The organism is Thermosyntropha lipolytica DSM 11003 (assembly GCF_900129805.1).
Classification (GTDB): Bacteria; Bacillota; Syntrophomonadia; order Syntrophomonadales; family Syntrophomonadaceae; genus Thermosyntropha; species Thermosyntropha lipolytica.
Genome location: NZ_FQWY01000010.1, coordinates 19,260 through 40,329, shown reverse-complemented (window position 1 = coordinate 40,329; position 21,070 = coordinate 19,260). Strand labels below are relative to the sequence as shown.

Genomic DNA, 21,070 nt, shown 5'->3' with positions numbered 1-21,070 from the left:
ATTATTGTTTTGTAAAACTTTTTGCGTTAATATATAGATAACTTGAAAAAAGGAGGGGTTAAATGCCAGTTTTACCCATAAGTGATGGAGTTTACTATGTAGGGGTACAGGATCCGGATCTGCGCGTTTTTGATGTAGTTATGTACACTGAATATGGAACCAGCTACAATGCCTATCTGATAAAAGGAAGTCAGAAAACAGCCCTTATTGAAACCGTAAAAGTGAAATTCTGGGATGAATATCTTAAAAACCTGCAGGAAGTTGTGGATTTATCCAGCATAGATTATCTCATCATGAATCACACCGAACCTGATCATGCCGGCTCTGTGGAAAAGCTCCTGGAAAAAATACCTAATCTGACTATTCTGGGAAGTTCTACCGCTTTAACTTTTCTAAAAGGCATTACCAACACTAATTTCCCCGGACGTTCTCTGGCCGATGGTGAAGAAATCGACCTGGGCGGAAAGACGCTTAAATTTATAAATGCTCCTTTCCTGCACTGGCCTGATTCCGGTTATACTTATCTAAAAGAAGACAGGATTTTGTTTACCTGTGATTCTTTCGGCTGCCATTATGCTGATGACAAGGTTTTCAATGACCTTATCGCGGGGGATTTTTATGATGCCTATAAGTATTATTTTGATGTTATAATGGGTCCTTTTAAATCTTATGTGCGTGAGGCTTTGGAAAAGATAAAAGAACTGGATATAGATATTATATGTCCGGGACACGGGCCAGTTTTAAGGACTAATCTAGACTATTATATAGATCTATACCGGCAGTGGTCGGAGCCGGTTAAGCGGGAGAGCGATAAGCCGCTTATCGTTATCGCTTATGTAAGCGCCTATGGCTATACGGAAACCCTGGCTAACCATATTGCTGACGGCATAGAAATGGTAGGAGATTTTGCAATCAAGAAATATGACCTGGTCTATGCGGATAAAGAAGAAGTTTTAAAAGATATAGAACTGGCTGACGGCATTCTTATCGGCTCTCCCACGATAGTAGGAGATGTTCTGCCTCCAGTCTGGGAGCTTCTTATCAGGCTTTCCCCGGTTATACATGGGGGCAAGGTAGCGGCTGCTTTTGGCTCTTACGGCTGGAGCGGAGAAGCTGTTCCCAGTATTGAGGCCAGGCTTAAGGCTTTGCGAATGAAGGTTTTACCGGGGCTTAAGGTAAACTTTAAGCCTTCTATGCGGGAGGAGGAGCTGGCATTTACTATGGGCATGGAGTTTGGCAAGGCAGTGATAGCTCAGAAGCAGGATGGGGCGAAGATGAAGTGGCGCTGTGTGATATGCGGTTATGAGCATGAAGGGGCAGAGCCTCCCGATGTGTGCCCGGCCTGCGGGGTAGGCAAAGAAAACTTTGTTCCCGTTAATCCAGAAGATGAATTTGTCAACAATACCGGAAGAAGATTTGTTATCATCGGCAGCGGGATTGGAGCTTTGAGTGCAGCGGAGAATATAAGAAAAAGGGATAATACTGCCAGCATAATTATGCTTACGGAAGAAAAATACCTTCCTTATTACCGCCCGGTTTTGTCTGACTTCCTGAGTGAAGACCTACCTGATGAAAGGCTTTACATACACGATGAAGCCTGGTATGCGGAAAAGAATATTCAGGTAAAGCTGGCTACCAGGGTAGAAAAAATCGATGTTACGGCCAGAAAAGTTATAGCTGCTGATGGGCAGGAGTTTGCCTATGATAAGCTGGTGATTGCTACCGGAGCCAGCAGCAATATACCTCCTATTCCCGGAGCCCATCTTAATGGAGTTTATGCCCTGCGTAGCCTTGATGATGCTTTGCGGATAAAAGCAGCTTTAAAAGAAGCGAAAAACGCTGTAGTTATAGGCGGAGGAGTTCTAGGCCTAGAAGCGGTATGGGAGATGGTAAACCTGGGCCTTAAAGTGTCAGTTATTGAGGGGTTTGACCGTATAATGCCGCGCCAGCTTGACCTTGATGCCTCGCATAAATTGGAAGAGCTTATAAGAGGATACGGGGTAGAGCTTTATCTGGGAGCCGGGGTAGAAGCCATAACCGGGTCTGATAAGGTAGAAAAGGTTAAGTTAAAGGACGGAACTGAAATTCCTGCAGATATAGTGCTTCTTTCCACCGGAGTGCGTCCCAATATTTCCCTGGCTAAAGAGGCGGGCATAGTGGTGGAACAGGGTGTTGTTGTAGATGAAAAAATGAGGACCAGTGCTCCTGATGTTTATGCTGTCGGGGATGTGGCACAATTTAACGGCCGGGTTATAGGTCTGTGGCCGGTAGCCATGGAAATGGGGCGGGTTGCAGGAGCCGTAGCTGCCGGCGAGGACTGGGCAGAATATAAGCAGCCTCTCATATCTACCATGCTTATGGCTTTTGGCAAAGAAATCTTCTCTGTGGGCGAAGTCAATCTTCCGCCGGAGGAATGCAAGATAGTGGAAGTAAAAGATCCCGTAAATGATTATTACAAGAAGAGCTTTATCAAAGACGGAGTCCTGGTAGGGGAAATAGTAATAGCCGGCAAGGTAGATACGACTCATACTGTAAACCGACTGGGAAGAGATGAAAGCGGGGCCAAGAGGTATAACAAGTGGGAATGCCGGGTATGCGGATATATCCATGAAGGGCCGGAGCCGCCTGATGAGTGCCCGTTATGCGGAGCCCCTAAAGATATGTTTGATCCGGTAGAAGAATAAAAAAATGAGGCCAGCTGCAAGGCTGGCTTTTTTTTATGGGCAGGTAAAAGCTTAAAAAGCTCTGATTTGTGGTAAGATATAATGGTGTAAGCTATTTAAATATTGCCGGCAAAATGGAGGCTGATTATGAAGGAAAAGCTTTTTAAGGATATATTGCCCCGGGTTTCCAAACCTGTACGCTATATGGGCAATGAGATGAATATAATCCGTAAAGACTGGGATAAAGCTAAGGTTAAGATGGCTTTTTGCTTTCCTGATGTTTATGAAGTAGGTATGTCGCATATAGGAGGAAAGATACTTTATGGTTTGATAAATGAAACTACGGATCATCTCCTGGAAAGGGCTTTTGCTCCCTGGCCAGATATGGAAGAACTTATGCGTGCGGAAAACATTCACCTTTACACCTTGGAGTCTTATCGGCCCCTTAAGGATTTTGAGGTGGTAGGATTTACCATGCAGTATGAGCTGGCGATAACCAATATTTTAAATATGCTCGATCTGGCAGGCATTCCTCTGTGGGCCGAGGAAAGGGATGAAAGGTATCCTCTCATCGTAGCCGGAGGCCCGGTAGTATTTAACCCGGAACCTTATGCGGATTTTATCGATGTATTCCTGATAGGAGACGGGGAGGAACTCCTGCCTGAATTCCTGGATGAAGTTTATGCCACGCGCGGCTTAAAAAAAGAGGAGAGATTGTTAAGGCTGGCTAAAATAGAAGGGGTATATGTGCCGGCTTTTTATCAGGTGGAATATAACCCTGATGGCACCCTGAAAAGGATGTATCCGCAAAAGCCAGGGGTGCCGGAAAAGGTCAGGAAGAGAGTAGTGAAAGACCTGGATAAAGCCTATTTTCCGGAAAAACCTGTACTGCCTTATATGAGTATAGTTCATGATCGGGCGGTTTTAGAGGTTATGCGGGGATGTCAGCGGGGATGCCGCTTTTGCCATGCTGGTATAGTATACCGGCCTTCCCGGGAAAGGAGTATTGTTACCCTTAAAAAGCAGGCGGAAAACCAGATTAAAAATACCGGTTATGAGGAGATTTCCCTCACCTCTTTGAGCAGTCTTGATTATTCAGGGATAGAAAGGCTGGCCCGGGAACTGGTGGCTCAGTATGGCAAGAAAGGCATAGGCATATCCCTGCCTTCTCTGCGGGTAGATGCGTTTTCTGTTGACCTGGCCAATGAGATACAAAAGGTAAGAAAGACGACTTTAACCCTAGCGCCGGAAGCAGGAAGCCAGAGGATGCGCAATATCATAAACAAAAATGTTACCGAAGAACAGCTTCTAGATGCCGTGGAAGCTGCCTTCCAGTCAGGATGGAATGCAGTTAAGCTTTATTTCATGATAGGACTTCCTTATGAGACGGAGGAGGATTTAGATGGCATAATTGAACTTATGGAAAAGGTGCGGGATGTAGGAAGAAAATATGCCCGCAGAGCAGTAGAGGTGAGGGGAAGCCTTTCCTGTTTTGTTCCTAAAGCCCATACCCCGTTTCAGTGGCAGTCTCAGGCCAGCATTGAAGAACTGGAAACCAAAAAGAGGTACATGCTAAGGGAGAAAAAGAAAGGCATAAAATTAAGTTTCCATGACAGCCAGACCAGCTATCTGGAAGGAGTATTCTCCCGCGGCAACCGCAAATTGTCCCGGGCTATTTATCTGGCTTACCAAAAAGGCTGCAAGTTTGATGGCTGGAGTGAATATTTCCGTTTTGATCTCTGGCAAGAAGCATTCTATGAGGCAGGTATTGATCCTGATTTTTATACGCGGCGCCGGCCTTCTTATGATGAGGTATTTCCCTGGGATTTTATTGATATAGGGGTGACCAAGGCTTTTCTCCGCAAGGAGAATGAGAAGGCGGCTAGAGGAGAGCTTACCCTCGATTGCCGGCATGATAAATGCAGCGGCTGCGGGATATGCCCCCGTTTGGAGGTTAAAGTAGATATAAAGGAGGGAAGAGAAATTGCGCCTAAGAGCTGAGTACCGTTTGGGGCCTGATTTGCGCTTTCTTTCCAACCTGGAGATGATGAGACTTATGGAACGGGCTTTGCGCAGATCTTCTCTCCCTTATGCCTTAACCGAAGGTTTTAATCCCCATATCAAACTTTCCCTGGGAACCGTTTTGCCTGTAGGCTTGTGGGGGATGAGAGAATATATGGATGTAGAGATGGCCGAAAATATTGGGGAAGAGTATTTTAAGGAGAGGATGAATGAGGTTTTACCAGAAGGGGTTAGGATAAATAAAGCCCGGATAATCCCGGAAGAAGCTCCTTCCCTTATGAAGATAATCAATTCCGCTTCCTATACCTTTGTGCTGCGCAGCGGTTATGATTGGCAAGAATGGCAGGAAAGAATCTGGCAGGCCGAAAGGCTGCCGGTAAAAAGCAGGGGAAAGAAAAAAGATGCCGAAAAAGATTTAAGAGCAGGGATTTTTAAAATAGAAACCAGTTTGGAAAATGAGCTTGCTTTCTTAAACATATGGGTAGCTACCGGGGATCCGGTCAATGTAAGGTATGATGAACTGCATGATTTATTGACGATTACCGGTATTGCCGCCCGCGATATAATTGATGTTTATCGCAGCGGAAATTATATCAAAGAAGGAGACTTTTTCTACACTCCTTTAGAAAAGGTGATTTAAGATGAACCGAGAGATTTTTGTGGAGATATACCCCTGGGAATCGCGGGTAGGGGTAGTTGAAGATGGCCGGCTGGTAGAAGTTTTTTGGGCTAATGAAGAGGAAAATGTGGGCAATATTTACAAAGGAAAGGTAAAAGATGTATTACCTGGCCTGTCCTGTGTTTTTGTCGACATCGGCCTTAGCAAAAATGCTTTTTTGTATGCCGGGGATATAGTAGTAGAGGGGAAAAAAGCCGGCCTTAATGTTTTCCAGATCATAAAAACCGGTCAGGAAGTAATGGTGCAGGTGAAAAAAGAAGCTTTTTCCGAGAAAGGAGCCCGGGTTACCTGTGATATAAGTCTGCCCGGGCATTTGCTGGTACTCCTGCCTTTTCAAAGCGGTATATCTATTTCCCGCAAAATAACTGATGACGAGGTGCGTAAAAGGTTAAAAGCCATAGTAGAAGAAAATAATCCTCAGAATATGGGGGTTATAGTGCGGACTGCCTGCCGGGAGGCTGAGGAGGGAGACATAAAAAGCGAGCTAGAAAGCCTTTATGGAGTATGGGATGATATAAGAAAAAGATATGAGAGAGCGAAAGCTCCCTGTCTTATCTATGAAGATATAGATGTTCTGGATCGCACTTTAAGGGATTATCTGGATGGCAGCACCAGGAGGGTAGTTATAAATAACCCTAAACTAAAGGAAAAGGTAGCTGATTTTATAAGCAAGAAAGCGCATGTAAACATACTGGTGCAGTATGAAGAAGGGGATCTTTTTGCCAAATACGGGCTGGATAAAGATATCCGCAAAGCCTTGAAAAGGAAAGTTTGGCTGAAAAGCGGAGGGTATCTTATAATTGATGAAACTGAAGCTATGACTGTAATAGATGTAAACAGCGGCAAATATACGGGTAAAGACAATTTTTATGAGACTATTTTCAAACTTAATCTGGAAGCAGCTCAGGAAATACCACGGCAGTTAAGGTTAAGGAGCATAGGAGGAATAATTTTAATAGATTTTGTAGATATGGAAGATAAAAAACACGAAAAGGAGGTATTGGAGGTTTTACGATCAGAACTGGCCAAGGATAAGGCTCATACCCGCATAATAGGCATGACCGGCCTGGGCTTTTTGGAAATGACCCGCAAAAAATCGCGCTATGGCATTTCCGAGTTTTTTACCCAGGATTGCCATGCCTGTGGGGGGAGAGGAAGGAGAATAAATAACTTTGCCCTGGCCTGTGAAATAAAACGCAAGCTTACCCATATGGGTTATTTAGAAAGCCCCTTTATAGTATGTGAAGCCCATCCCGAGCTTTTGCAGTTTGTAGCTAATGATGAGTCCAATTTAGCCTATATCGAAAAGAAAAGCGGCAAAAAGATAAAGCTGGTTGCCAATAGTGATTTACCTCTTTATGAATACAGGATATATGCCAGCAGTGAAAAAAATGAATAAAAAATGCTTGACAAAGGTATATTTTTTGTTTTTAATAAATACTAATTAAATACTAGATTTGCGAAGAGATGAGTTGAGTTGAGATGAGAAGAGAGGAGCAGGATGAGATGAGCCGGTATGGGTATTTTCCTGCCAGCATGTCGGTTCATGCTGGTTTTTGTTTGCCTTTATCCGGGGGAAAGGTATTTTTTTCTCCGGAGGAAGTAAAGGATTTGCTTTTCTTTTATGATTATGTGCCTCTTTATGCCTGTCTTACGGCAGATGACCTGGATCTTTTTGCCTGCTATGAAAAGGTAAAACCTCCTTCTCCTGCCTGTGTCCTGGAGAGTTTAAGCGGGAGGGAGAACAACCGCTATTCAATATTGGCTTTTCATGCCTTAAAGGTGTTAGTTTCCCCTTTACACGATGAAAGTATAAATAAAATTAAAGAATTTTTACACCGGGTTAAAGCCTACAGGCTGAATCTTCCTTTTTTCTATGGTGGACTTATAGGTTTTTTTAACTATGAAGCCGGGCTGGTTTTTGAGGGGCTTGCGGTCCCGGAACCGGATGCGAGGAGCTGTTATTTTTTCCTGCCCCGTAAAGTAGTAGTTTATGACCGGCAGGAGAAAAAGCTTTACGGCTTTGTATGGCTGACTAAAGAAGAAAATAACCTTCCTGCTGTTAAGACGGCTTATGATGAACTTGACCTTCTTTTGCAAAAGGCCCGGGAAAGTCTGCGGGAGGAAGAAAGGTTAGATTATGCGGGGGAAAAAGATGACCTTTTTCTTGCCTCTTTTGAGGAGAATGTTGATAAAGAAGCTTTTTGCCGTATGGTAAACCGGGCGAAGGAGTATATAGGAAAAGGAGATATATTTCAGGTGGTGCTCTCCCGCCGCCTGTGGAAGAAAAGCTCAGCAGATGAAAAAAAGGTTTACCGCTGTTTGCGCAGGATAAACCCTTCTCCCTACATGTTTTTCCTATCCCTTCCCCATGAGGTGTTAATGGGAGCTTCGCCGGAGATGATGGTAAAGGTGGATAAGAGGGTAATTAAAACCAGGCCGATTGCCGGAACCTGCAGGATAAAGGAGAAGGGACCCCGGAAAGAAGAGGGGGAGAAGCTGCTCAGGGATGAAAAAGAAAGGGCCGAACACCTTATGCTGGTTGACCTGGGGCGTAATGATATAGGAAAGGTGAGCCGGGTGGGAACGGTGGAAGTCGAAGAATTTTTTAAGCTGGAGCGCTATTCCCATGTTATGCATATAGTCTCAACCGTTAAAGGGATACTGGAAGAAGGCAAAGATGCGCTGGATGCTTTTGCTTCCTGTTTCCCCGCCGGAACTTTAACCGGGGCTCCCAAGCGGAGGGCGATGGAGATTATAGCCGAGCTGGAAAAAGAGCCGCGCGGTTTTTATGGAGGGGCGGTAGGCTATATAAATTTTGACGGTTATCTTGATTCCTGTATAACGATAAGGGCAGTGTGGAAGAAGGATGGGGTTTACTACCTGCAGAGCGGAGCGGGGATTGTAGCTGATTCGGTGCCGGAAAAAGAGTTTGCCGAAACGGTGAATAAAGCTAAGGCCCTGGTTCTGGCTATAAAGCAGGCGGAGGAGGAGAGAATAGATGATCCTTATTATAGATAATTATGATTCTTTTACCTACAATCTGGTGCAGTATGTAAGGGAAACGGGAAAAGAGGTGGCAGTTTATAAAAATGACCTCCTTGAAATAAGAGATATTGAAAGCCTTTCTCCCGAAGGGATAATAATTTCCCCCGGTCCCGGCACTCCTGAAGAAGCCGGCATATGTATCGAAGTTATAGAAAAACTGGGAGACAGGATACCGATACTGGGGGTATGTTTGGGACATCAGGCTATTGCCTGTGCCTATGGGGGAAAAGTGGAGAGAAACTGGCGGCTTATGCATGGCAAGGTTTCTCCTATCTACCATGATGGCAAGGGGGTCTATGAGGGACTTAAAAACCCTTTTTATGCTACCCGTTATCACTCCCTGGTGGTAAAAGAGGAGGCTTTGCCGGCAGAACTCTTGATAACTTCCCGCACCCGGGAAGGGGAAATAATGGGGATAAGACACCGTATTTTTCCGGTAGAGGGGGTACAGTTTCACCCTGAATCAATAATGACCGAGGAGGGAAGAAAAATTATCGGCAATTTTATAAAGCTTACCCGGTGTAAGCTGGTTAAAAGATAAGCTATCTGGCAGGAAGAGATGAGATGAGAAGAGAGGAGAGGAGATATATGATCGACAGGTATGTAAAAAAAGTGGTGAGCGGAGAATTTCTAACTTATGACGAGGCTTACAAAGGAGCCAAAATGCTGTTAAAGGGAGAAGTTCCTGAAATTAAGGCAGCATCTCTGCTGGCAGCCATGCGGACACGCAAGGAGAGCAGCCATGAAATTTTAGGATTTGTGGATGCGATCTATGAAGAAGCAGTAAAGGTCAAGGTGGATATGGAAGTCATGGATACCTGTGGAACAGGGGGAGATGGGCTTAATACTTTCAATATTTCTACCCTTACGGCTCTGGTAGTAGCTGCCTGCGGAGTGCCGGTTGCCAAGCATGGAAACCGCGCGGTAACCGGCAAGGTGGGAAGTGCTGATATACTTGAGAATCTGGGGGTGAATATAAATATTTCCCCGGATAAGGCAGCTTTTATGCTGGAAGAGATAGGAATAACCTTCCTGTTTGCTCCTCATTACCATCCGATTTTGAAGGAGGTGGCTCCTCTAAGGAAGGCTTTAGGCTTTCCTACTATATTCAATTTTTTGGGGCCGCTTTTAAACCCCTGCTCCCTTAGCTATCAGGTGATGGGAGTAGCTGATGCTTCTATGACGGGAAAGATAGCTGAAGTCTTGAGGGAGATGGGTTTGAAGCGGGCCATGGTGGTGCACGGGGAAAACGGCATGGATGAGATAAGTCCCCAGGGAAGAACGGATATCCTGGAAGTGGGGGAAGAGGTTATATATGCCTACAAACTGGATGCTGTTGAAATGGGATTTCACCATATAACTCTGGATATGTTAAAAGGAGGAGATTTAAAACGCAATAGGGATATTTTCCTGGGCGTGCTGGAAGGAAGAAGGATACCGGCCAGACAGGCAGTAGTCATAAACGCAGGTGCTGCCCTTAAAGTAGCCGGACGGGCCAGGGATATAAATGAAGGCATAAAAATGGCCTATGAAGCGATTGACAGCGGCAAAGCCCGGGAAAAGCTGAGGCAGATGATAAGCTACAGCCGGGATGGGGTGGTTGTGTGTTAGAAAAGATAATAGAGGAGAAAAAAAGGGAATTAGAAAAACTTTTGCCGTGGTATGAAAGAGGAGAATACCAGATAGAAAAGAAGGATAGGAACCGGAGAGAAAGGCTAAATCCTACCTCTTTTCTGCAGCATCCCTCCGGCAAGGTACAGGTTATAGCTGAGATAAAAAAGGCTTCTCCCGCTAAAGGGGATTTAAACCGGGATCTTGATCCGGTGAAAACAGCTCTGGTTTATGAAAAGAACGGGGCTGCTGCTGTTTCCGTGCTTACGGAAGAAGTTTTTTTTAAGGGGGATAGGAGTTTAATCCCGGAAATAAAAAGCAGAATCAGTATTCCTGTTTTGCGCAAAGATTTTATTATCCATGAAGTACAGCTTTATGAAACAGCAGTTTTAGGAGCCGATATGGTCCTTCTTATCGGAGCTGTTTTAGGTTATGAAAAGCTTCTATCCCTGACGGAGAAAGCGTTAGATCTGGGATTAGAGCCGGTAGTAGAAGTATACAGCCGGGAGGAAGCAAGGTGGCTTAAGGATTTGCCGGCCAGGCTGGTAGCGGTAAATAATCGCGACTTAAAGACTTTTAAGGTGGATATAGGAAACAGCATTAAACTGGCTGATTTTCTTCCTCCTTCGACTATACGCATAAGTGCCAGCGGTATAAAGGGGAGGGAGGATGTAAGAAGGCTTGCTGCCTGCGGCTATCATGCGGTACTGGTAGGAGAAAGACTGGTTACCTCTCCCTGCCCCGGGGAAAAATTGAGAGAGCTTTTGACATAGGGAGGGGGAAAAATGACCCTGGTTAAAATATGTGGCATAAAAACCCTTAAGGATGCTTTAGCGGCTTTAAACTACGGAGCCTGGGCGATAGGGGAAGTTTTTGCCCCTTCCCGGCGCCGGATAGAGGTAGAAGATGCGGCCCGCATCAACCGTTATCTGGGAGACCGTATAGTTAAAGTAGGGGTTTTTGTGGATGAAAAAGTAGAAGAGGTCGCATATATTGCCCGTACCTGTAAGCTTGATCTGGTTCAACTGCATGGAAATGAAAGCCCGGAATATGTAGAAGAGCTTCATTATCCGGTTATTAAAGCTTGGCGGGTGGAAAAAAGGCTGTGCCGGGAAGATGTGCGAAAATTCAAGGTATGGGCTTATCTTTTTGATACAGCCGCTTATGGTCTTAAAGGGGGAAGCGGCAGGACCTTTGACTGGAATTTGATCCGGGACTTTTATGGGAGCAGAGATATTATCCTTGCAGGGGGGCTTAATGCGGCCAATGTAGGGGAAGCGATAAAAAGGGTAAAGCCGCTGGCGGTAGATGTATCAAGCGGGGTTGAGCAGGCAGGAGAAAAAGATGCCGCAAAGATAAAGCTTTTTATGGAAAAAGTTAAGGAGGCAGATAGGTATGTATCCTGATGCAAGAGGTTATTTTGGACGCTATGGAGGAAGGTTTGTGCCGGAAACCCTGATTCCGGCCCTGGATGAGATAGAAAAGAGTTATCGTAAGTTGCAGGAAGATGATAGGTTTAAATCTCAGCTGGCGGCAATGCTGAAGGATTATGCCGGACGTCCATCTCCCCTTTATTTTGCGTCCCGTTTGAGTGAAAAACTGGGGGGAGCCAGAATATTTTTAAAGCGGGAGGATTTGAACCATACCGGCTCCCACAAGATAAACAATACCCTGGGTCAGGCGCTATTGGCCAGGTATATGGGCAAAAAAAGGCTTATTGCGGAAACGGGAGCCGGCCAGCACGGGGTGGCAACAGCTACGGCAGCTGCGGTGCTGGGAATGGCCTGTACTGTATATATGGGGGCTAAAGATGCGGAAAGGCAGAAGCTTAATGTTTTTCGTATGCAGATGCTGGGGGCCGAGGTGGTAAAGGTAGCTAAAGGAAGCCAGACCTTAAAAGATGCTTCCAACGAAGCTTTCCGCGATTTTATAAGGAGTTTTGAGTATTCCCATATGGTGATAGGTTCGGTGGTAGGACCTCACCCCTATCCTATGCTGGTCAGGGATTTTCAGTCCGTGATCGGAGAAGAGCTTAAAGAACAGTTTGTCCAGAAGGAAGGCAAAATGCCTGACTATATAGTGGCCTGTGTAGGGGGAGGCAGCAATGCCATGGGGATATTTTACCCTTTTCTTTCTCTGCCGGAGGTTAAGCTTGTAGGGGTGGAAGCTGGGGGAAAAGGGCTTCTTCCCGGCTGCCATGGCGCTACTTTAGCCCAGGGCAGGGAAGGGGTTTTGCATGGGGCTTTGAGCCTGCTTTTACAGGATGAACACGGACAGGTAGCACCTACGCATTCGCTTTCCGCGGGACTTGATTACCCGGGCGTAGGGCCGGAACATGCTTTTTTAAAGGAAACAGGAAGGGCAGAGTATGTATATATAAGAGATGAAGAAGCCTTAAAAGCTTTTTATGAATTAAGCCGTCTGGAAGGCATAATACCTGCCCTGGAAAGTGCCCATGCCTTAGCTTATGCTTGTAAACTGGCTCCTCGCCTGCGTCCGGATCAGTCGATAGTAGTAAATCTTTCCGGGCGGGGAGATAAGGATGTAGAACAGGTGGCAGGGATTAAGGAGGTTTAGGGATGATAAAAGGGCTGCGCGAAAGATTTCGCTATTTTAAAGCAACAGGAACTACCGGGATAGTTGCCTTTATTATGTCGCTTTTGCCGGATGAAAAGACATGTCTGGACTGTATAAAAGCTTTAGAACAGGGCGGCTGTGATGTATTGGAACTGGGGATACCTTTTTCTGATCCTCTGGCCGATGGGGAGATGATAGAAAAATTTCACCACCGGGGAGTAGAAAAAGGGCTTAACCTGGATAAAGGTTTGGAGTTTGCTTTTAAAGTCAAAGAAATTATCCATATGCCTCTGGTTATATTTACCTATTTTAACCCGGTTTATCAGATGGGTATAGAGAATTTTCGCACCAGGATTTGCGAAATCGGAGCTGAAGGGGTTATAGTGCCTGATATGCCTTTAGAAGAGCTTGAGCGTTTGACGGCAAAAGATATTGAAGTTATACCTCTAGTAGCTCCCAGCACTCCGGAGGCAAGAATAAAAAAGGCAGATAGTCTTAATCCCCCTTTTATCTATTGTGTGTCGGTAAGAGGGATCACCGGTATGCAAGAGCTGCCGGAAGAAGAAATAAAAGATTATCTCTTGCGGGTTAGAAATAACAGCATCTCTCCCCTGGCTTTAGGATTCGGTATTTCTTCACCAGAACAGGCCAGGGTGTTTAAGGATTATACAGATGCGTTAGTAGTAGGAAGCCTGCTGGCTTCGGTTATTGAAGAGTACATGAGCCAGCCGGGAAGGCTTCCTCAGGAAATAGAAAGCATGATAAGAAAGTTCAAGAAGGCTGTTTCCTGCTGAGCTTTGCCTGATAGGAACGATAGCCGGGACACCAGGTAGTATGCCATTTCCATATGCGGTAAAGCAGAGAATGCGGATTTTTCTCTGCTTTTTTTCTTATCGGACAGTTTGCACAGCGCATAATAAAACCTCCCTTATTTTTTATAATAATACCTGCCGTCATATTCTACTATGCCCAGGCGCATGAGCCTTTCTAGATGTTTAAGCAGGGATACTTTTTCGAAAAAGGCATAGAGTTCTTCCGGGGGACGGAAACGGCCGTATACTATTTTTAAATTTACCAGTTCTTCTATGGTCTGCGGGGTTTTTAAGGCTTTAAGAAGCTTTTCTTCCTTGGCATATACCTTATCCCGATATTTTTTAAGCTCTTTTGCTGTATCCTTTTTGATAAGTCCCCGGTGGCCGGATAATATGGTTTCCGGCTTTAAAGCGATTATTTTTTCAATTGATTGTATTGTCTGATCAACATCGCTTACTTCATTTCCATACCAGGGGCCGAAGCTGGTAAGGTCAATGTCGCCGGCAAAAAGCAGACCTTTTTCTTCCCAGAAAAGTACGCAGTGTCCCGGAGTATGGCCCGGGGTATGGATAACCTCAAGCTCTATTTTCCCCAGTTTCACCTTTTCGCCAGGAACTAATTTCCCGTCGATACGGGAAGGCTGGTAATTAAATGAAGGAAGAAGTTTTCTTGCTATCTCACTACCCCCGTGTTTATCAAACCCGTAATAGAGAGAAAAAGTCTCTACTGACTGCATGGCCGGGCTGTCAGCTTCATGAACATAAACTTCTACTTCGGGAAAAAGATAATTGGAGCCGCAGTGGTCGCGGTGAAAATGGGTGTTTATTATGCGGTCTACCTTTTTACCCTCCAGGCTTTGTAAAAGCTGGGGTATAAGCGGAGTATCGATCAAGGTTTTGATTTCATCATCTATATAGAAAAAGAAAGAATAGGGAAAGATAGTATTTTTTCCAGGTGAAATAAGATATATCCCGTCAGTTATGTGTTCTATCACTTCTAATTCCCCCTCGGCTTCTTTAAGCTTATCTTGGTTTGCGGGAATTTTTCCTCTGGGCATTTATCTCTTTAGCCATCTTCCTTTGCTTTTTACCTTCTTTAGAGTATATGGCCAGGTTTTTTTCTATTTGTTTGCGCCCCCCGATATATTCGTTTTCCAGCCCCCGGGCTACTATTAAAGTATGGCCTTCATCAAAAGTTAAAGCAATGGGCAGATCAGATTCGCCGTATATTACGGTATAGCCGCTGTTCTTTATAAGTTCGTTTTCTTTCAGGCTTTTGCGAACTTCTTTTTTTATAACCGAAAAGTTGCGGCTGCTGTGATATCCTTTACCGTGAACTATATCAATCACAGCAACTCCGTGCTTTATACACCAGTTAAGGTTTTTTTCTACTTTTTCCAGGGCTTCGGCCAAGCTTAAACCGTGCAGATCTACCTTTTCTACCCTCATTACGCAAATCATTCCTTTTTTAGAATTGGAAATCTAGATTTAGTATAAACATCTGTTTATCAATACTCAAGGTAGATAAAAATATTTAAATTCATGGAAAATGCAGGAATCAACTATTTAACAGCGAAAAAACATAAAAGAAAATCTGCTGCATAGATTGAAAACAGGAAGTATGTGGAGGTGCAAATAAGTTGCCTCGGCACGATAAGGATAAAGAAGTATCTGAATGGTATAAATTATTTGCCGATGGGGTATTTTCTTCCGAAAATTATATTTTATTTACCCAGGTACAGCAGGAGTTAATCGCAGCCAATGAACAGCTACTGGCAGTGGAAGAAGAATTAAGGAAACAGCTGGAGGAAGCGGAAAGGACAAGAGAAGCCTTAGCTAACGCTAATCACAGATTAGAAATGATACTTGATTTTTTGCCTGATCCCACTTTTGTCATCGATAGTGAAGGAATAGTTACTATGTGGAATCGGGCTATGGAAGATTTAACTGGCATAAAAGCAAGGGAAATGGTAGGAAAAGGGGATTATGCCTATGCGGTTCCTTTTTATGGCCGAAGGCAGCCTATGTTGATAGATCGTGCTTTGCATAAGGGAAGGTATAATGTGGATAATGGAAGCTTTACGGGTAAGCCCCATATAGAGGTTATGCATGAAGAAATTTTTTCTCCCCAGCTTAAAGCAGGGGGAGCCTGTCTTTCCTGTAAAGCAGCCCCCCTTTTAGACTATAAAAATCATGTGGTAGGAGCTATCCAGACTATACGCGATATAACCGAGCAGAAGAGGGCCGAAAAGATATTAAGGGAAAGTGAAGAAAAATTCCGCTATATTGTGGAGAATATAGAGGATGGATACTTTGAAGTAGATGTAAAGGGGAATTTTACATATTTCAATAACTTCCTTATAGGAAACATAGGTTATACCCGCATGGAATTTCAGGGGCTGAATTTTCGCAAGCTGATGGATGAAGAAAACGGCAACCTGGTTTTCAAGGCTTTTAACCAGGTTTACCGTACCGGCAAAGGATTGCGGGAACTTAGCTGGGAAGTCAGAAGAAAAGATGGGAGCTCTCTTTATGTGGAAAGTACGGTACTGCCAATAATAGAAGGAGGAAAAATCACAGGTTTTCGCGGCATAGTGCGCAATGTTACGGAGCGCAAGAAGGCGGAAGAGGCTTTGCGCAAGAGTGAGAGGAATTTACAAAAACAGGTTAAATATCTTAATACCCTTATCGATAATATGAATGAGCTTTTTTTGACTTATGATAAAGACGGACGCATTTCTTTTGTCAATAAGCGTTCCCTGGAGGTTATAGGCTATGCCTTTGATGAAGTGCTGGGGAGGTATATGCTGGAACTGGTGGCTCCGGATGACTATATCAAAGCAGCGGTTGAAATCGATAAATGCCTGAAACAGGGTAAAGACAGCAGTTATGAGGTGGCTCTTATCCATAAAGAGGGAAGGGAAATAATTTTAAAAATGAATGCTGCTCCTATAATTGATGAAGAAGGCAATATTACCGGGGGCATGGTTCTGGCTGAAGACATAACAGAAAAGAAAAAAGCCTTAAAAGAACTGGAAATAAGTGAAGCCAAGTACCGGGCGATTGTGGAAGACCAGACAGAGCTTATCATGCGTCTGGATGATAAAGGGAATATTGATTTTGTCAATGAAGCCTTCTGCCGCTATTACCGGATGAGCCGGGATAAAATAACCCGGGTGAAGTTTATTGACCTGGTATATGAAAAAGATCGCGAATATACGGAAAATGCTTTACAGACCCTTAACCTTATGAAATCGGTATGTAATATTGAAAGCCGGGTTAGAATGCCGGATGGAGAAGTGCGCTGGCAGCAATGGACTCACCGGGCTATATTTGACCGCTGGGGGAAACTTCTCGGCTATCAATCAGTAGGGCGCGATATTACTGAGTGGAAAAAAACGGAAGAAAGGCTGCAGTTTTTAAGCTGCCATGATGCCTTAACCGGGCTTTATAACCGCTTTTATTTTGAAGAACAGATGCAGCGGGTAGAGAAAAGCGGCAGTATGCCGGTAGGATTGATAATGTGTGATGTGGATGGTTTGAAAATTATAAATGATACTTTAGGCCATGATAAGGGAGACAGCCTTTTGAAATCTGTAGCTGAGGTGCTGACCAATTCTTTCCGTCGGGAGGATACTATTGCCCGGGTAGGAGGAGACGAATTTGCTGTTCTCTTGCCGGGTACTGACCGCAAGGCGTTAGAAAAAGCGGTGAACCGGCTCCGGAGTAATATCAGAGATTATAATGAAAAAAACAGCGGGATGCTTATAAGCCTTTCCATAGGCTATGCAGCCAGGGAGGCGGAGAATACGAGTATGCAGGAGCTGTTCCGCCAGGCTGACAATGCCATGTACCGGGAAAAACTGCACAGCGGGCAGAGCGTAAGAAACTCGATTGTGCAGACATTGACTAAAGCCCTGGAAGCCAGGGATTTTATAACTGAAGGACATGGAGAAAGGATGCAGGATCTGGTAGTGGCCGTAGCCGAGGAGTTAGGGCTTCCGGAAAATACTATAAATGACCTGAGAATTTTTGCCCAATTTCATGATATAGGCAAAGTAGGCATACCTGATGCCATCCTTTTTAAACCTGGGCCTTTAACCGCAGAAGAATACCAGATTATGAAAGGGCATAGTGAGATCGGCTACCGCATAGCTCTGGCCGCTCCGGAGCTGGTTTTCATTGCCGACTGGATACTGAAACACCATGAATGGTGGAATGGAAAAGGTTATCCCCTGGGCCTCAGGGGCAATCAGATTCCGCTGGAATGCCGAATTTTAAGTATTGCTGATGCTTATGATGCCATGACTAATGATCGGCCTTACCGCCGAGCTTTGTCTCCTGAAGAAGCGATAGCTGAACTCCGGCGCTGTGCAGGTATTCAATTCGATCCCTATCTGGTGGAGGAGTTTGTATTTGTTCTGAAGAAAAAAGGTTATAAATAAAATACTGGCTTGCTTAATTTGATAAGCAGCGAATATTTTAATATAATCTATGACTTTATCTGTGAAAAGACATAGATTATTTTTTATTGTCTTGATAATTTTAGGCTTAATTATTATTCTAAAAGATATGTTTTATTATCGTTCACAGAAAAAGTAGAGAATGGGGATATAGCTATGATGATTGAAACACTTAAACGTGGTTTTAATAACGGCCTTGCCACAACGTATCAGTTAGCCAGAGTAGTGATACCGGTATATTTTATAATAACTTTTCTGAGCCATACTCCTCTTTTGCATGTGGTATCCGACTTTATGTCGCCGCTTATGAAACTGGTGGGGCTGCCGGGAGAGGCTTCCCTGCCGCTGGTTTTAGGGTTTTTTCTTAACATATATGCAGCTATCGGTGCGGTGCTGCCTCTTAATCTGAGCATTAAAGAGATAACTATTATAGCAGCTATGCTGCTTATGGCCCACAGTTTGCCGATGGAGACAGCTATCTCAAAAATGACCGGGGTTAAGGTTTCTTTTTTAGTTTTAGCCCGTATAATATTGGCTTTTATTCTGGGAGCTTTCTTCAATCTGGTTATGTAGGAGGTATATACTTTGGAAATCGGGGAGATTATAAATTCGGCTCTGGTAGGGAGCTTAAAAAGCATAGCCCAGATTGCTCTTATTGTCATTCCGCTCATGATATGTATTGAGATTTTTAAAGAATTTAAGCTTTTAGAAAAGGTTACTGTTATTGCTGATCCGGTAACTAGATGCCTGGGACTTTCCCGGGAAGCCAATCTGCCAATTATGGCAGGGCTTGTTTTTGGCATAAGCTACGGGGGAGGACTCATTATAAACAGTGCCCGGGAAGGGAAGCTTACTTACCGGGAAATATATATCATCAATCTGTTTCTGGTCATATGCCATTCTGTTTTTGAGGATACCCTGCTTTTTGCCGCCATTGGGGCTAAGTGGGTGCCTATTCTGTTTGCCCGTATAGTGCTGGCGGTAATAATATGTTATCTGGTCGCAAAGTTTGTCCTTATCCAGGATTAATTATGTTATTATTATAGAATAGAAAATATAGCTTTACTAAAATTGGCAAAGGTGGTTAAAGCAGATGCTTGATATAATGGAAAATCTTAATGAACAGCAGAAAAAGGCGGTAATGCATAGGGACGGACCCTGTATAGTCCTGGCCGGTGCCGGCAGTGGCAAAACCCGGGTGCTCACCTGCCGGATAGCCAACCTTATTGATAACGGGGTGCATCCGAACTCTATTCTGGCCATAACTTTTACCAACAAAGCGGCTCAGGAGATGAGAAACCGTATTGCGGCCATGATTCCCGATTACAGCGGGCAGTGGGTGCAAACTTTTCATGCTGCCTGTTATAAGATTTTAAAAATGGATATCGAAGCTTTAGGCTATGACCGCAGTTTTTCCATTATAGATGAAGGAGAAGCCAGGTCCCTGGTAAAGGAGCTTTTAAAAGGGGAAAAGGATTATGAAACCGCAGCAGAAAGTATCCTCTACCATTTTAAGCAGATAAAAAATAAGCTTATTTCCCCGGAAGAATATTTTAAAAACCTGGCAGCTCCGCAAAAGGAGAAGGAAAAATGTTACCGCCTTTACCGGCTGTATAATGCGCGTTTAAAAGAGCTTAATGCCTTAGACTTTGATGACCTTATCCTTCTTTGCATAAAGCTTTTTAAGGAACATCCGGCTATTCTGGAGAAATACCAGAACTATTTCCACTATATAATGATTGATGAATATCAGGATACCAACTATTCCCAGTATGTATGGGCCAACCTTTTAGCCTCTTTACGCCGCAATATATTTGTGGTGGGGGACCCTGACCAGTCGATATACAGCTGGCGGGGAGCCGAACCTTATAATATAAAAAGGTTTTTAAAGGATTATCCGGAAGCGGTGATGATAAAACTGGAAGAAAATTACCGCTCTACCCGCTATATACTGGAAGCAGCCAATGCGGTGATAAGGAATAACCGGGACCGGGAGGAAAAAAATCTTTATACCCGGGGAAAAGAAGGGGAGAAGATTATCCATTTTTGCGCCCGGGACAGCTATCAGGAAGCCCGCTTTATTGCTGATACTATTGCGGAACTGATAGTAAAGGAAAATAGAAGATACAGCGATTTTGCCGTTCTTTACCGCACCCATGCCCAGTCCCGGCTTTTGGAAGAGGCGCTTTTGGCTAAAGGCATACCTTATCATATCATAGGGGCCTATAAGTTTTATCAGCGTAAAGAGATAAAAGATATCATAGCTTATCTGAAGCTGGCCTGTAATCCCAGTGATGTCATAAGCTTTCGGCGGATAATAAATGCGCCGCGCCGGGGGATTGGCGAAAAAACCCTGGAGAAGATTGAAAATTATGCTAGGGAGAATAACCTGCCGATACTGGAGGCTTTAGCCTGTGCCTCTTCTATCCCTGGCATAAGCAAGAAAATGGCCGGGGTGCTGGAAGAGTTTTTCGGTATGGTTAAATTTTTTGCCGACCTTAATAATTCCGGGGCTTCTCTGGTAGAAATAATCGATAATGTTCTTACCCTGACCGGCTATGTGGAAGATCTGCAGAAAAGCGATCCTAAAGAGGCCGAAGCCAGGATTGAAAATTTAAAGGAACTCAGGTCATTAGCGGTTGAGTTTGCCAGGGAAGAAGGAGGAAGGCTGGAAGATTTCCTGGCCAGGGTAGCCTTAATACAGGATACGGATGAAATGGATTATAAAGATACGGTTTTTCTCATGACTTTCCATGGCGCTAAAGGCCTTGAATTTCCGGTTGTTTTTATGACCGGCATGGAGGAAGGGGTATTTCCTTCCTACCGCAGTGAAACCCCGGAAGAAATAGAAGAAGAGAGAAGGATTTGCTATGTAGGCATAACCAGGGCGATGGAGAAGCTCTATCTTACAAATGCGGTAAGCCGGCTTCTCTATGGATATGAAAGAAGTAATCCTCCTTCCCGGTTCTTAAAGGAGATTCCGCCTGAGCTTATTTTTACCCCGGAAGAGCAAAGAAGATGGGAAAATTCCCGGCTGCAGGAAGGGGATAAGGTGCGCCACAGCAAGTTTGGCGTGGGAGTTGTAACCGGCTTTATGGATGAGGGAGAGATAGGGATTATTGAATTTCCAGGTATAGGAACGAAAATGCTGCGTTTAGATATTGCGCCTCTTACGAAAATAGGATAGAAGAGCAA

18 protein-coding genes are annotated in these 21,070 nt (G+C 44.3%); 15 read left to right on the top strand and 3 right to left on the bottom strand.

Going from position 1 to position 21,070, the window contains the following annotated elements:
* The first annotated feature begins 62 nt into the window (after nucleotides 1-62).
* The 11 genes from BUB92_RS04180 (at nucleotide 63) to trpA (ending at nucleotide 13,394) form a co-directional block, all read left to right on the top strand.
* Nucleotides 63-2,684, top strand: coding sequence for an FAD-dependent oxidoreductase (locus tag BUB92_RS04180; RefSeq protein ID WP_073090505.1), 2,622 nt, complete (start codon nucleotides 63-65; stop codon nucleotides 2,682-2,684).
* Between the two features lie 126 nt (nucleotides 2,685-2,810).
* The gene (locus BUB92_RS04175) at nucleotides 2,811-4,664 is read left to right on the top strand and encodes a TIGR03960 family B12-binding radical SAM protein (protein WP_073090503.1); all 1,854 of its coding nucleotides are present in this window, start codon (nucleotides 2,811-2,813) and stop codon (nucleotides 4,662-4,664) included.
* On the top strand, nucleotides 4,648-5,325 hold the full coding sequence (locus BUB92_RS04170; RefSeq protein ID WP_073090501.1) for a TIGR03936 family radical SAM-associated protein: 678 nt from the start codon (nucleotides 4,648-4,650) through the stop codon (nucleotides 5,323-5,325). Before BUB92_RS04175 ends, BUB92_RS04170 begins: the two co-directional genes overlap by 17 nt.
* Nucleotide 5,326: 1 nt before the next feature.
* A complete protein-coding gene (locus BUB92_RS04165; protein WP_073090500.1) occupies nucleotides 5,327-6,763 on the top strand; it encodes an Rne/Rng family ribonuclease in 1,437 nt (478 codons plus the stop codon).
* 83 nt (nucleotides 6,764-6,846) lie between these two features.
* Nucleotides 6,847-8,385, top strand: a complete 1,539-nt coding sequence (locus BUB92_RS04160; RefSeq protein ID WP_084728327.1) for an anthranilate synthase component I family protein — start codon at nucleotides 6,847-6,849, stop codon at nucleotides 8,383-8,385.
* Nucleotides 8,366-8,953 (top strand): anthranilate synthase component II, encoded by a 588-nt coding sequence (locus tag BUB92_RS04155; RefSeq protein ID WP_073090497.1) that lies wholly within the window; start codon nucleotides 8,366-8,368, stop codon nucleotides 8,951-8,953. Before BUB92_RS04160 ends, BUB92_RS04155 begins: the two co-directional genes overlap by 20 nt.
* Nucleotides 8,954-8,976: 23 nt before the next feature.
* Nucleotides 8,977-10,023 carry an anthranilate phosphoribosyltransferase gene (gene trpD, locus BUB92_RS04150; RefSeq protein ID WP_242938999.1) on the top strand — a complete coding sequence of 349 codons (1,047 nt, stop codon included), beginning with the start codon at nucleotides 8,977-8,979 and terminating at the stop codon, nucleotides 10,021-10,023.
* Nucleotides 10,017-10,796 (top strand): indole-3-glycerol phosphate synthase TrpC, encoded by a 780-nt coding sequence (gene trpC, locus BUB92_RS04145; RefSeq protein ID WP_073090491.1) that lies wholly within the window; start codon nucleotides 10,017-10,019, stop codon nucleotides 10,794-10,796. Before trpD ends, trpC begins: the two co-directional genes overlap by 7 nt.
* A gap of 12 nt (nucleotides 10,797-10,808) precedes the next feature.
* The gene (locus BUB92_RS04140; protein ID WP_073090489.1) at nucleotides 10,809-11,429 is read left to right on the top strand and encodes a phosphoribosylanthranilate isomerase; all 621 of its coding nucleotides are present in this window, start codon (nucleotides 10,809-10,811) and stop codon (nucleotides 11,427-11,429) included.
* Nucleotides 11,419-12,600, top strand: coding sequence for a tryptophan synthase subunit beta (gene trpB / locus BUB92_RS04135; RefSeq protein WP_073090486.1), 1,182 nt, complete (start codon nucleotides 11,419-11,421; stop codon nucleotides 12,598-12,600). The genes BUB92_RS04140 and trpB overlap by 11 nt, the downstream gene beginning before the upstream one ends.
* 2 nt (nucleotides 12,601-12,602) lie before the next feature.
* A complete protein-coding gene (gene trpA, locus BUB92_RS04130; RefSeq protein ID WP_073090484.1) occupies nucleotides 12,603-13,394 on the top strand; it encodes a tryptophan synthase subunit alpha in 792 nt (263 codons plus the stop codon).
* Here trpA and BUB92_RS11695 read toward each other — a convergent pair.
* The 3 genes from BUB92_RS11695 to BUB92_RS04120 are packed head-to-tail and all read right to left on the bottom strand — an operon-like array spanning nucleotide 13,372 to nucleotide 14,861.
* Entirely contained in the window at nucleotides 13,372-13,515 is a 144-nt protein-coding gene (locus tag BUB92_RS11695; RefSeq protein WP_200774199.1) for a hypothetical protein, read from the bottom strand. The genes trpA and BUB92_RS11695 overlap by 23 nt on opposite strands.
* A 13-nt stretch (nucleotides 13,516-13,528) precedes the next feature.
* The gene (locus BUB92_RS04125; protein ID WP_073090557.1) at nucleotides 13,529-14,407 is read right to left on the bottom strand and encodes an MBL fold metallo-hydrolase; all 879 of its coding nucleotides are present in this window, start codon (nucleotides 14,405-14,407) and stop codon (nucleotides 13,529-13,531) included.
* Between the two features lie 28 nt (nucleotides 14,408-14,435).
* Complete coding sequence (locus BUB92_RS04120; RefSeq protein ID WP_073090482.1) at nucleotides 14,436-14,861, bottom strand: Smr/MutS family protein; 426 nt, start codon at nucleotides 14,859-14,861, stop codon at nucleotides 14,436-14,438.
* Nucleotides 14,862-15,052: 191 nt separating this feature from the next.
* Here BUB92_RS04120 and BUB92_RS04115 point away from each other — a divergent pair, with 191 nt between their 5' ends.
* The 4 genes from BUB92_RS04115 to BUB92_RS04100 all read left to right on the top strand — a co-directional run bounded on the left by BUB92_RS04115 (nucleotide 15,053) and on the right by BUB92_RS04100 (nucleotide 21,062).
* A complete protein-coding gene (locus BUB92_RS04115; RefSeq protein WP_073090479.1) occupies nucleotides 15,053-17,857 on the top strand; it encodes a PAS domain S-box protein in 2,805 nt (934 codons plus the stop codon).
* A gap of 174 nt (nucleotides 17,858-18,031) precedes the next feature.
* On the top strand, nucleotides 18,032-18,448 hold the full coding sequence (locus BUB92_RS04110; RefSeq protein ID WP_073090476.1) for a nucleoside recognition domain-containing protein: 417 nt from the start codon (nucleotides 18,032-18,034) through the stop codon (nucleotides 18,446-18,448).
* 12 nt (nucleotides 18,449-18,460) lie between these two features.
* Nucleotides 18,461-18,904, top strand: a complete 444-nt coding sequence (locus tag BUB92_RS04105) for a nucleoside recognition domain-containing protein (RefSeq protein ID WP_084728324.1) — start codon at nucleotides 18,461-18,463, stop codon at nucleotides 18,902-18,904.
* 64 nt (nucleotides 18,905-18,968) lie between these two features.
* Complete coding sequence (locus BUB92_RS04100; RefSeq protein ID WP_073090473.1) at nucleotides 18,969-21,062, top strand: ATP-dependent helicase; 2,094 nt, start codon at nucleotides 18,969-18,971, stop codon at nucleotides 21,060-21,062.
* Nucleotides 21,063-21,070: the final 8 nt, after the last annotated feature.

What these genes read in the sequence shown, in the direction of transcription:
- trpA (WP_073090484.1), top strand. Translation starts at nt 12,603, where the DNA reads ATGATAAAAGGGCTGCGCGAAAGATTTCGCTATTTTAAAGCAACAGGA.
- BUB92_RS04100 (WP_073090473.1), top strand. Translation starts at nt 18,969, where the DNA reads ATGCTTGATATAATGGAAAATCTTAATGAACAGCAGAAAAAGGCGGTA.
- BUB92_RS04110 (WP_073090476.1), top strand. Translation starts at nt 18,032, where the DNA reads ATGATGATTGAAACACTTAAACGTGGTTTTAATAACGGCCTTGCCACA.
- BUB92_RS04175 (WP_073090503.1), top strand. Translation starts at nt 2,811, where the DNA reads ATGAAGGAAAAGCTTTTTAAGGATATATTGCCCCGGGTTTCCAAACCT.
- BUB92_RS04160 (WP_084728327.1), top strand. Translation starts at nt 6,847, where the DNA reads ATGAGAAGAGAGGAGCAGGATGAGATGAGCCGGTATGGGTATTTTCCT.
- BUB92_RS11695 (WP_200774199.1), bottom strand. Translation starts at nt 13,515, where the DNA reads ATGCGCTGTGCAAACTGTCCGATAAGAAAAAAAGCAGAGAAAAATCCG.
- trpB (WP_073090486.1), top strand. Translation starts at nt 11,419, where the DNA reads ATGTATCCTGATGCAAGAGGTTATTTTGGACGCTATGGAGGAAGGTTT.
- BUB92_RS04140 (WP_073090489.1), top strand. Translation starts at nt 10,809, where the DNA reads ATGACCCTGGTTAAAATATGTGGCATAAAAACCCTTAAGGATGCTTTA.
- BUB92_RS04180 (WP_073090505.1), top strand. Translation starts at nt 63, where the DNA reads ATGCCAGTTTTACCCATAAGTGATGGAGTTTACTATGTAGGGGTACAG.
- BUB92_RS04120 (WP_073090482.1), bottom strand. Translation starts at nt 14,861, where the DNA reads ATGAGGGTAGAAAAGGTAGATCTGCACGGTTTAAGCTTGGCCGAAGCC.
- BUB92_RS04155 (WP_073090497.1), top strand. Translation starts at nt 8,366, where the DNA reads ATGATCCTTATTATAGATAATTATGATTCTTTTACCTACAATCTGGTG.
- BUB92_RS04165 (WP_073090500.1), top strand. Translation starts at nt 5,327, where the DNA reads ATGAACCGAGAGATTTTTGTGGAGATATACCCCTGGGAATCGCGGGTA.
- trpD (WP_242938999.1), top strand. Translation starts at nt 8,977, where the DNA reads ATGAGAAGAGAGGAGAGGAGATATATGATCGACAGGTATGTAAAAAAA.